The sequence below is a fragment of the Pseudomonas sp. BIGb0381 genome (assembly GCF_024809815.1).
Lineage (GTDB): Bacteria > Pseudomonadota > Gammaproteobacteria > Pseudomonadales > Pseudomonadaceae > Aquipseudomonas.
On the sequence record NZ_JANUEN010000011.1, the window covers coordinates 228,915 to 240,567 of the forward strand.

An 11,653-nucleotide genomic window follows, 5' to 3' on the forward strand; every position below is an offset into this window, starting at 1 on the left:
CCGCCGCGTACTCCTTATCATCATCGCCCTGGATTTTTTCGATTCCATGGACCTGGCGATGATGACATTGCGTGCAGTCAGGGTTTTACCAGGCGCGCATCCAGGCTGTTCTGCGCCAGGCGTTTGGCCTGGTCCTGGGTCATGCCCAGCGAGGTGTACAGCGCGTGGAAGTTTTCGGTGACATAGCCGCCGAAGTACGCCGGGTCATCCGAGTTCACCGTTACCTTCACGCCACGTTCGAGCATGTCGAGGATGTTGTGCTGGGCCATGTCGTCGAACACGCAGAGCTTGGTGTTGGACAGCGGGCAAACGGTCAACGGGATCTGCTCGTCGATGATGCGCTGCATCAGGCGCTCGTCTTCGATGGCGCGTACGCCATGGTCGATACGCTGGATTTTCAGCAGGTCGATGGCTTCCCAGATGTACTCGGGCGGACCTTCTTCACCGGCGTGGGCGACGGTGAGGAAGCCTTCGTGTCGGGCACGGTCGAACACACGCTGGAACTTGCTCGGCGGATGACCCATTTCCGAACTGTCCAGGCCCACGGCCACGAACGCGTCACGGAACGGCAGTGCCTGGTCGAGGGTTTTCTCGGCTTCGGCTTCGCTCAGGTGACGCAGGAAGCTGAGGATCAAACCGCTGGTGATGCCCAACTGCTGCTCGCCATCTTTAAGCGCGGCGGCGATGCCGTTGAGCACCACTTCGAACGGCACTCCACGGTCGGTGTGGGTTTGCGGGTCGAAGAAGGGTTCGGTGTGGATCACGTTCTGGGCTTTGCAGCGCAGCAGGTAGGCCCAGGTCAGGTCGTAGAAGTCCTGGGAGGTGCGCAGCACATCGGCGCCCTTGTAATACAGGTCGAGAAACTCTTGCAGGTTGTTGAAGGCATAGGCCTTGCGCAGGGTTTCGACGTCGTTCCACGGCAGCGCGATCTTGTTGCGCTCAGCCAGGGCGAACAGCAGCTCAGGCTCCAGCGAGCCCTCCAGGTGCAGGTGCAATTCAGCCTTGGGCAGGGCGTTGAGCCAATCGTACATTTTCTAAATTCTCATCAGGTGCAATGGCGGCATTCTACAGGCCATGGCTGAAATAATCGGCAAAACCTGACCAGCAGGAGAGTATTCGATTTGTTCACGCAAGGACCGTGTGAACTAAGGTGTAACGAAACGTTAGCGGCTTGGCGCAGTCTGTACCCCATCAATGACTGATTTGCCGTACTAAAAGGCCCGGAATGCTCACATCCCTCAAGCAAGAAAAATTCATGTTGCTGGCGCTGATTGCCGCCATCGCCGCCTACCCGTTGGAGCACTGGATGCTGCACAGCGGGCAAATGGTGGCGCTGTTGGCCGGCGTGGTGTTGATCGGTTTTATCGTGGTGGCATCGATGCGTGTGGCCCACCACGCCGAGCAACTCGCGGAAAAGGTCGGCGACCCCTACGGCACCATGATCCTGACCCTCGCCGCCGTGCTGGTGGAGGTGGTGATCCTGGCGATCATGATGAGCAACGAGCCGTCACCCACCTTGGTGCGCGACACCATTTATTCGGCGGTGATGCTCGATATCAACGGCATCCTCGGTCTGGCAGCGTTGATGGGCGGCATCAAGCATGGCGAACAGTCCTACAATGATGATTCGGCACGTACCTACAGCGTAATGATCCTGACCGCCATGGGCGTGTCGATGGTGGTGCCGGAGTTTATCCCCGAAGCCGACTGGAAGATTTACTCGGCCTTCACCATCGGCGCGATGGTGGTGCTCTACACCTTGTTCCTGCGCATGCAGGTGGGGCCGCACAGTTATTTCTTCAGCTATAGCTACCCGGAAAAGCGCCGCAAGAAACTTCCTGAGGAAGACGCGTCGCCGCCGGTGAACCTGGCGTTTTCCATCGGTACCCTGGTGTTCGGTGTGATTGTGATTGGTGCGCTGGCCGAGGTGATGTCCAAGACCCTCGACCTGGGCCTGGAAGGCACGGGCGCACCGCCGGTGATCACGGCGATCGTGGTGGCGGCTATTTCGGCGGCACCGGAGATTCTGACGGCCTTGCGTGCTGCGCTGGCCAACCGCATGCAGTCGGTGGTGAACATTGCCCTGGGCGCGTCGTTGTCGACGGTGATCCTGACGGTGCCGGTGATGGAAGCCATGGCGCTCTACACCGGCCAGCCGTTCCAGATGGCGATGACGCCGGTGCAAACGGTGATGGTGTTGATCACGTTGATTGTCAGCGCGATCAACCTCAACGACGGCGAAACCAATGCTATCGAGGGGATGACCCATTTTGTGTTGTTTGCGACCTTTATCATGTTGTCGCTGTTGGGTTTGTAAGCACCGCGCACTCCAATGTGGGAGGGGGCAAGCCCTCTCCCACATTTTGACCGGTGTTTGACTCAGGTTCCGGCGATCAGCTGCCGCGCCGCCTGGCTGTGATCGGCGATCAAGCCTTTCAGGTCCAGGCCTTCCACCTGCCCGTCGATGACCCGCCATTTGCCGCCGATCATCACCCGGTCCGCCCGATCCGCGCCGCACAGCAGCAGTGCGGAGATCGGATCATGGCTGCCGGAGAAGCGCAGTTCATCCAGTTTGAACAGCGCCAGGTCGGCCTGTTTGCCTACGGCCAGTTCACCAATATCCGTACGCCCCAGTAGCTGCGCCGATCCTTTGGTCGCCCAGCCCAGCACGCCTTCGGGAGTGATCTTTTCGGCGCCGTAACGCAGGCGCTGGATGTACAGGGCCTGGCGGGTTTCAAGAATCATATTTGACGCATCGTTGGAGGCAGAACCGTCCACACCCAGGCCGATGGGCGCGCCGGCAGCGATCAGGTCCAGGGTCGGGCAGATGCCGGAGGCCAGGCGCATGTTGGAACTTGGGCAATGGCAGATACCCGTACCGGCGGCGCCAAGGCGCGCAATTTCATCCGGGTTGAAGTGAATGCCATGGGCCAGCCAGGTGCGCGGGCCGAGCCAGCCGACGCTGTCCAAGTAATCCACCGTGCGCAGGCCGAAGCGCTGCAGGCAGAAATCTTCTTCGTCGAGGGTTTCGGCCAGGTGGGTGTGCAGGCGCACATCCAGGCTGTTGGCCAGTTCGGCGCTGGCCTGCATGATTTGCGGGGTGACGGAAAACGGTGAGCAGGGTGCCAGGGCAATCTGGATGTGCGCACCGTCGCCGCGCTGGTGGTATTCGCGGATCAGGCGCTGGCTGTCGTCGAGGATGACCTGGCCCTGTTGCACCGTCTGTTGCGGTGGCAGGCCGCCGTCGGCTTCGCCCAGGCTCATGGAACCGCGGGTGAGCATGGCACGCATGCCCAGCTCGCGCACGCTGTCGACTTGCACATCGATGGCGTTTTCCAGGCCGTCGGGGAACAGATAGTGGTGGTCTGCCGCCGTGGTGCAGCCCGAGAGCAGCAACTCCGCGAGTGCCACCTTCGACGCCAGGGCGAGTTTTTCCGGAGTCAGTCGCGCCCAGACCGGGTACAGGGTTTTCAACCAGGGAAACAATGGCTGATTGACTACCGGCGCCCAGGCGCGGGTCAGGGTTTGATAGAAGTGATGGTGGGTGTTGATCAGCCCGGGCAGTAACACATGCTCACGCGCATCGAACACTTGGGCGCAGGGCTGTGCGGGCTCTTGGCCTTGGGCCAGCACTTCGGTGATCACACCGTCTTGCAGCACCAGGCCGCCACGGGCGTCGAGGCCGTTGGCGGTGAAAATCGCGAGGGGGTTTTTTAACCAGATACGGGTCGCAGGCATTGGCCGGCTCCTCTGAATAATGGGTTCAGGTTTGCCAGCTCAGTGATGCCCTGTCTGCTGATCCAGGGTCGCCGGTGAGGGCGAGGTGGGCAGTCTACGCGTGGATCGTTATCGACGGCAATCGCTCGATAACGACCCTGTGCGGCTTACCAGGCGATGGTGTCGCCTTTGTAGTCCACGAAGTGATGGCCGCCCTTACCGGTGTAGGCGTTCACTTGGTCCACCAGGCCGCGCACGCTGGTGTCGACATCAATGTGCGCGTTTTCGCCGCCCATGTCGGTCTTCACCCAGCCAGGGTGCAGCGACAGCACGGTGAGTTTGTGATCGCCCAGTTGGGTAATGAAGCTGTTGGTCATGGAGTTGAGTGCGGCCTTGCTGGCCTTGTACAGCGCCAGGTCCGAGCCGTCGGGGATGGTCACGCTGCCCAGCACCGAACTCATGAACGCCAGCACGCCGCTGTCCTTGCGGATCTGCCCGACGAAGCGCTGGGCCAGGTTGATCGGCGCCACGGCGTTAGTGAAGAACAGCTGGCCGACTTCCGCCAGGGTGGCATGGCCAGGTTCTTGATTGGCGGGGCCCTTGACGCCTGCGTTGACGAACAACAAGTCGAAGGTGCGGTCCTTGAGGCGTTGGTTCAGGGCGATCACGGCCTGCTGATCGTCCATGTCGAGTTTCTCGATCTGCACCGGGCCCACGGCTTTCAGGGCATCGGCCTTGTTCGGGTCACGCACGGTGGCGGTCACGTCCCAGCCGTCCTGGAGCAATTGCTTGACCAGGCCAAGGCCCAGCCCGCGTGAGGCGCCGATGATCAGTGCGGTTTTTGGCGTAGGCATGAAGGCTTCCTTTAAAAGTCGCGGTTCAGGGTGTTCAGCGGACAACATTAGCAGTTTCAGCGTTGCAGCAGGATGCGCCCACGGCTCAGGTCGGCGAGCTGGGTTTGCAGGGTGCCGATGTGGGCTTCGCCCAGGGCCAGTTGTAACTCCACGCCATTGGCGGTGAAGGTTTCTTCCAGCACCAGCCCGCCCAACTCGGCGACGCGCAGTTTGACCAGGTTCAACTCGGAGAAAGCGCAGGCGCAACTCAGCGGCACGCGGCTGATCAGTTCGATGCGCTCGGCATTTTGCAGGCACTTGTTCGCACCGCCACCATAAGCGCGGGCCAGGCCGCCGGTACCGAGTTGTATGCCGCCATACCAGCGAATCACTAGCACTGCGACCTGATCAAAACCTTGGGCTTCGATGGCCGCCAGGATCGGCCGCCCTGCGGTGCCGCCGGGTTCGCCGTCGTCACTGCTGCGGTATTGATCGGCCAGCTTCCAGGCCCAGCAGTTGTGCGTGGCGTTGAGGTCGCTGTGCTGCTCGAAAAATGCCTGGGCTTCTTGCGGGCTGGTGATCGGTGCGGCCAGGGTAATGAAGCGGCTTTTGCGAATTTCTTCGCGGAACTCGCAAAGGCCGGTGAGCGTGAAAGACATAAATAGCTTCGTCTAGAGGGCCGGCTTGATGCCGCAGCCCTTGAGAATGATGTGGATCAGGTTGGTGCCGGCGTCATCCATATCTTGCTTGGTCAGCTTGGTGCGACCGGTGACGCGGCAGATCTGGGTGGCGAAGTCGGCGTAGTGCTGAGTGCTGCCCCACAACAGGAAGATCAGGTGCACGGGGTCGATGGGGTCCATCTTGCCGGCGTCGATCCAGGCCTGGAACACCGCCGCCCGACCACTGAACCAGGCGCGGTAATCCTGGCTGAAGTATTCTGTCAGGCATTCGCCACCGCTGATGATTTCCATGGCGAAAATCCGCGAGGCCTGGGGCTGGCGCCGCGAAAACTCCATCTTGGTGCGGATGTAGCGGGAGAGGGCCACGGCCGGGTCGTCCTCGGCGGTCAGCGTGTTGAAGGTGCTGTCCCACAGTTCGAGGATATTGCTGAGCACTGCGATATACAGGCCCAGCTTGTTCGTGAAGTAGTAGTGCAAGTTGGCTTTGGGCAGCCCGGCGCTGGCAGCAATGGTGTTCATGCTGGTGCCCTTGTAGCCATGGCGCGCGAACTCATCTTCAGCAGCCTGGAGAATCGCTTGTTCGTTCTTTTGCCGGATGCGGCTGGCGGGCTTACCGGCGTGGTTGCTGTGGGCAGGAACTTCGAGGCTCATGGAGGTTTCCGTGCTGATCGATAGAGACGACGTGTGCACAGATAACCCACCCTCAAGCCTCAGACAAGTCCCGATGCAATAAAACCGTCAAAGCGGTTCCAGGGTGTCGCTTTCCTGCGCGTGGTTTGCGGCAGGAGCGGGCACCTTGGATTCCGGCAGTAACAGGCACAACACGATGGCGGTCAGGCCGCCGCTGGTGATGGCTGAGTCGAACAGGTTCTGCACCAGGGTTGGCATCAGGTGCAGCAGGTTCGGTTGTGCGGCGATGCCCAGGCCGACGCCGAACGAGGTGGCGATGATCAGCATGCTGCGACGGTCCAGGGGTGCCTGGGCGAGGATGCGTACGCCGGCGGCGGCCACACTGCCGAACATCACCAGGGTTGCGCCGCCCAACACGGGCTTGGGGATTTGTTGCAGCACGGCACCGATCAACGGGAACAAACCCAGGCAGAACAGCACCACGCCGATGTACAGGCCGACGTAGCGGCTGGCCACGCCGGTCAGTTGGATCACGCCGTTGTTCTGGGCAAAGGTGGTGTTGGGGAAGGCGCTGAACGTGGCGGCGATCATGCAACTGACGCCATCGCCGAGGACGCCGCCTTTGAGTCGGCTTATATAGGAAGCCCCGCTGATGGGCTGGCGCGCGATCATGCAGTTGGCGGTGAGGTCGCCGACGGTTTCGATGCTGCTGATCAGATAAATCAGCGCGATCGGCAGGAAGGCGCTCCAGTCGAAGTTGAAGCCGAATCGAAAGGGGATCGGCAGGCTGACTAAAGGCAAGTCGCCCAGTGCCTGGGGGACCAGCTTGCCACTGAACCAGGCTGCGAGGCTGCCGAGGGCGAGACCGATGATGATCGCCGAGAGGCGCACCCAGGGTGTGTTGGAGCGGTTGAGCAAGATGATTGTCAGCACCACGAACAGGCCCAGGGCAAGGTTGGTCGGTGCGCCGAAGTCCGGTGCGTTGAAACCGCCGCCCAGGTCAGTGATACCGACCTTGATCAGGCTGATGCCGATCAGGGTAATGACAATCCCGGTCACCAGCGGGGTGATCACTCGGCGCAGTTGACCAATAAAGCGGCTGAGAATGACCTGCACTGCTGCGCCGAAAAAGCACACGCCGAAGATCATCGCCATGATGTCTTCCGGGCTGCCGCCGCGTTGCTTGACCAGAAAGCCGGCCGACAGCACTGCGCCCAGAAACGCAAAGCTGGTGCCTTGCAGGCAGATCATCCCGGCGCCGATCCCAAATGGCCTACGGGCCTGAATGAATGTGCCGACGCCGGACACCATTAACGCCATGCTGATCAGGTAGGGCAAGTGTGCGGTCAGGCCCAGGGTGGAGCCGATGATCAGCGGTGGCGTGATGATGCCGACAAAAGCGGCCAGCACATGTTGCAGTGCGGCCAGCAAGGCAGGGGCGGGTTTGGGGCGGTCATTGAGACCGTAGATCAGGTCACTGGGGCTGGAGGATTCTGGTGGCATGGCAAGCAAACTCGAGGCGGACGGTTCTAGGTCCTGGTGTCCTTGCAAAAAGCTGTCCAGGTGCTCAGCTTTTTGCGTAAGGCCCGAGTTAGCGCGTTGCCGCCAGGCTTTCCAGGAAGCTTTCCAGCACCAAATGAGGGCGACGGCCTTTGCGCGTGACCGATGCGAGGCTTAAATCGTAAAAGCGCGTAGCCGGTTTCAGCGCGCGCAGTCGGCCTTGTTGCACCCATAGGCTCGCGTAGTGGTCGGGCAAGTAACCGATGTAGCGACCGGTGAGAATCAGGAATGCCATGCCTTCGCGGTCCGAGGCGCTGGCGGTGCAGTTGAGTGCCTGGTAATGGGCCTGGATCTCGGCGGGCAGGCGGAAGGTGGGGGCGATGGCGTCCTGGGCGTCGATGCGCTCGTCGCCCAGTTGCTTGTCGTCGGCATAAAACAGGGGGTGGCCAACCGCGCAGTAAAGCAGTGAGCGTTCGCTGTACAGCGCCTGGTATTCCAGGCCGGACAGGGCGCTGGCCTGGGGCACCACACCGACATGCAGGCGGCCGTCGAGTACGCCTTGTTCGACTTCATTGGGGGCGATCATGCGGATCTGGATTTGTACGTCCGGTCCACGCTCCTTTAGCTGTGCCAGGGCGTAGGTGATTCGCATGTGGGGCAAGGTGACCAGGTTGTCGGTGAGGCCGATGATCAACTCGCCGCGCAAGTGCTGGTGCAGACCGTTGACCTCGGTGCGGAAACTTTCCAGGGCGCTTAGTAGTTGTAGGGCCGATTGGTAGACCTCGCGGCCTTCTTCGGTCAGCGAGAAACCGGCACGGCCGCGTTGGCAGAGTCTTAATCCGAGCCGCTGCTCAAGATCGCTCATTTGCTGGCTGATGGCGGAGCGGCCGATACCGAGCACAGTTTCCGCCGCCGAGAAGCCGCCGCACTCCACTACGCTGCGAAAGATGCGCAACAGGCGGATATCGAAGTCGCTGACTTGGGCCAGGGGATCGGGTCGACGGCTGCTCATAGTTTAGTGAAGCCCTGACTGAAGGTTAGAAGAGTTGGATTTCACCGACTTTATGCCCGTGGCAATTTAGCTGCAACAACGCTTTTTCAATCCCGACGCTGCCTGTTGCCCTGCGAGGTTTTGCTGATGAACATGCCCGAAAACGCCCCATCGTCCCTGGCCAGCCAATTGAAGTTGGACGCTCACTGGATGCCTTACACCGCCAACCGTAACTTTCAGCGTGACCCGCGTCTGATCGTAGCCGCCGAAGGCAGCTGGTTGACCGATGACAAGGGGCGCAAGGTGTACGACTCGTTGTCGGGCCTGTGGACCTGTGGCGCCGGGCATACGCGCAAGGAAATCCAGGAGGCGGTCGCCAAGCAACTGGGCACGCTTGACTACTCCCCAGGCTTCCAGTACGGCCATCCATTGTCTTTCCAACTGGCGGAAAAGATCACCGATTTGACCCCAGGCAACCTGAATCACGTGTTTTTCACCGACTCCGGTTCCGAGTGCGCCGATACTGCGGTGAAGATGGTGCGTGCCTACTGGCGCCTGAAGGGCCAAGCCACCAAGACCAAGATGATCGGCCGCGCCCGTGGTTATCACGGTGTGAACATCGCGGGTACCAGCCTGGGCGGCGTCAACGGCAACCGTAAGATGTTTGGTCAGGCGATGATGGACGTTGACCATCTGCCTCACACCTTGCTGGCGAGCAATGCTTTCTCTCGCGGCATGCCGGAGCAGGGCGGTATCGCCTTGGCTGATGAGTTGCTCAAGCTGATCGAACTGCACGACGCGTCGAACATCGCCGCTGTGTTTGTCGAACCGATGGCCGGCTCCGCTGGCGTGCTGGTGCCGCCGCAGGGTTACCTCAAGCGCCTGCGTGAGATCTGCGACCAGCACAACATTCTGCTGGTGTTCGACGAAGTGATCACCGGCTTCGGTCGTACCGGCTCGATGTTCGGCGCTGACAGCTTCGGCGTGACCCCGGACCTGATGTGCATCGCCAAGCAAGTCACCAACGGTGCGATCCCAATGGGGGCGGTGATTGCCAGCAGCGAGATTTATCAGACCTTCATGAACCAGGCCACGCCGGAATACGCGGTGGAGTTCCCCCACGGTTACACCTATTCGGCGCACCCGGTTGCCTGCGCGGCGGGCCTGGCGGCATTGGACCTGTTGCAGAAGGAAAACCTGGTGCAGAGCGTGGCCGAAGTCGCGCCGCACTTTGAGAATGCGCTGCACGGTTTGAAGGGCAGCAAGAACGTGATCGACATCCGTAACTACGGCCTGGCCGGTGCGATCCAGATTGCCCCACGTGACGGTGATGCCATCGTGCGTCCATTCGAGGCCGGCATGGCTCTGTGGAAAGCGGGCTTCTATGTGCGCTTTGGCGGTGACACCCTGCAGTTCGGGCCAACCTTCAACAGCAAGCCGCAGGACCTGGATCGCCTGTTCGATGCGGTCGGCGAAGTGCTGAACAAGATCGACTGATTTCTCCTTCTATATAGAACAACTTTTCAGGAGCCCTGCATGAGTCTTATCCAGCATTTGATCAACGGTGAGTTGGTCAGTGAGTCCGGCCGTACTGCCGATGTGTATAACCCGTCCACGGGCCAGGTGATTCACCAAGTGCCACTGGCCAGCCGCGAAACCATTCAACGTGCTATCGACTCGGCCAAGGCGGCCTTTCCGGCTTGGCGTAACACGCCGGCGGCCAAGCGCGCGCAGGTCATGTTCCGGTTCAAGCAATTGCTGGAGCAGAACGAAGCACGTATTTCGCAGCTGATCAGCGAGGAGCATGGCAAGACGCTGGAAGATGCCGCTGGCGAACTGAAGCGCGGGATCGAGAACGTTGAGTATGCGTGCTCGGCGCCGGAGATTCTCAAGGGCGAGTACAGCCGCAATGTCGGGCCGAACATTGATGCCTGGTCGGACTTCCAGCCTTTGGGCGTAGTGGCCGGTATTACCCCGTTCAACTTCCCGGCGATGGTGCCGCTGTGGATGTATCCGCTGGCGATTGTTTGCGGTAACTGCTTCATCCTCAAGCCTTCGGAGCGTGATCCGAGTTCGACGTTGTTGATCGCGCAACTGCTGCAGGAAGCCGGTCTGCCTAAAGGTGTGTTGAGTGTTGTGCACGGCGACAAGGGCGCGGTGGATGCGTTGATCGAGGCGCCGGAAGTCAAGGCGCTGAGTTTTGTGGGGTCGACGCCGATTGCCGAGTACATATATTCCGAAGCGACCAAACGCGGTAAGCGCGTACAGGCACTGGGTGGGGCGAAGAACCATGCTGTGCTGATGCCGGATGCAGACCTGGATAACGCGGTCAGTGCTTTGATGGGCGCGGCCTATGGTTCCTGTGGCGAGCGCTGCATGGCGATCTCGGTGGCGGTGTGCGTAGGTGATCAGGTGGCGGATGCGTTGATCGCCAAGCTGGTGCCACAGATCAAGGCGCTGAAGATCGGTGCGGGCACGACATGTGGACTGGATATGGGGCCACTGGTGACGGGCCAGGCGCGGGATAAGGTCAGCGGCTATATAGAAGACGGTGTTGCGTCTGGTGCGGAGTTGGTGGTTGATGGTCGTGGACTGAGTATTGCCGGGAATGAAGACGGCTTCTTCCTGGGAGGTAGTCTGTTTGACCGTGTGACGCCTGAGATGCGCATCTATAAGGAAGAGATCTTCGGGCCGGTATTGTGCGTGGTCCGGGTGAGCAGCCTGGAAGCGGCGATGCAACTGATCAACGATCACGAGTATGGCAACGGTACGTGCATCTTCACCCGTGACGGTGAAGCGGCGCGCCTGTTCTGTGACGAAATTGAAGTGGGTATGGTCGGTGTGAATGTCCCATTGCCTGTGCCGGTGGCTTATCACAGCTTTGGTGGCTGGAAGCGTTCGTTGTTTGGCGACTTGCACGCCTATGGGCCGGATGGGGTGCGTTTCTACACCCGTCGTAAGGCGATCACCCAGCGTTGGCCGCAGCGGGCCAGCCATGAAGCGTCGCAATTCGCTTTCCCTAGCTTGTAAGCCTCAGTAAGCAGAAAGCCGGCCCCTTGGGGCCGGCTTTTGCGTTTTTGACTTATATGACAGAAAGATGAAAAAGAAGGTTGACGGCAGATCCTAGAAGTCTATAATTCGCCCCACTTCCGGCGCAGTCGAAACGTAAAACTCCTTGGTAAACAAAGAGTTATGCAGGATTAGACGGCGAGTTGCTTCAGTTCATCGAAGCCCAGAAGGCGTTGATAGAGTCGTGTTGTTTGGCGCTATTAACGATTCGATCTTCTCGGTCGAAAGCGGAG

At 60.3% G+C, this 11,653-nt stretch carries 10 protein-coding genes; 3 read left to right on the forward strand and 7 right to left on the reverse strand.

The window, feature by feature from the left end; genetic code table 11:
• Positions 1-77: 77 nt before the first annotated feature.
• Positions 78-1,031 (reverse strand): adenosine deaminase, encoded by a 954-nt coding sequence (locus M2397_RS25510; RefSeq protein ID WP_043051475.1) that lies wholly within the window; start codon positions 1,029-1,031, stop codon positions 78-80.
• 194 nt (positions 1,032-1,225) lie between these two features.
• On the opposite strand from M2397_RS25510, the gene M2397_RS25515 reads away from it, so the two are divergent.
• A complete protein-coding gene (locus M2397_RS25515; protein ID WP_145336105.1) occupies positions 1,226-2,317 on the forward strand; it encodes a calcium:proton antiporter in 1,092 nt (363 codons plus the stop codon).
• A gap of 62 nt (positions 2,318-2,379) precedes the next feature.
• Here M2397_RS25515 and M2397_RS25520 read toward each other — a convergent pair whose 3' ends face one another.
• From M2397_RS25520 to M2397_RS25545, 6 genes are all read right to left on the reverse strand, one after another.
• Complete coding sequence (locus M2397_RS25520) at positions 2,380-3,738, reverse strand: 8-oxoguanine deaminase (protein ID WP_259244705.1); 1,359 nt, start codon at positions 3,736-3,738, stop codon at positions 2,380-2,382.
• 146 nt (positions 3,739-3,884) lie between these two features.
• On the reverse strand, positions 3,885-4,571 hold the full coding sequence (locus M2397_RS25525; RefSeq protein ID WP_131696666.1) for an SDR family oxidoreductase: 687 nt from the start codon (positions 4,569-4,571) through the stop codon (positions 3,885-3,887).
• Positions 4,572-4,627: 56 nt separating this feature from the next.
• Positions 4,628-5,209, reverse strand: coding sequence for a YigZ family protein (locus tag M2397_RS25530; protein ID WP_145336109.1), 582 nt, complete (start codon positions 5,207-5,209; stop codon positions 4,628-4,630).
• Between the two features lie 12 nt (positions 5,210-5,221).
• Entirely contained in the window at positions 5,222-5,881 is a 660-nt protein-coding gene (locus tag M2397_RS25535) for a TetR/AcrR family transcriptional regulator (protein WP_131696664.1), read from the reverse strand.
• 87 nt (positions 5,882-5,968) lie between these two features.
• Positions 5,969-7,363, reverse strand: a complete 1,395-nt coding sequence (locus M2397_RS25540; RefSeq protein ID WP_131696663.1) for a uracil-xanthine permease family protein — start codon at positions 7,361-7,363, stop codon at positions 5,969-5,971.
• Between the two features lie 88 nt (positions 7,364-7,451).
• A complete protein-coding gene (locus M2397_RS25545; protein WP_259244706.1) occupies positions 7,452-8,372 on the reverse strand; it encodes a LysR family transcriptional regulator in 921 nt (306 codons plus the stop codon).
• A gap of 126 nt (positions 8,373-8,498) precedes the next feature.
• Between M2397_RS25545 and M2397_RS25550 the strand changes: the two genes are divergently transcribed.
• Positions 8,499-9,848, forward strand: a complete 1,350-nt coding sequence (locus M2397_RS25550; protein WP_027607942.1) for an aspartate aminotransferase family protein — start codon at positions 8,499-8,501, stop codon at positions 9,846-9,848.
• Between the two features lie 39 nt (positions 9,849-9,887).
• Entirely contained in the window at positions 9,888-11,381 is a 1,494-nt protein-coding gene (locus M2397_RS25555) for a CoA-acylating methylmalonate-semialdehyde dehydrogenase (RefSeq protein WP_167656884.1), read from the forward strand.
• Positions 11,382-11,653: the final 272 nt, after the last annotated feature.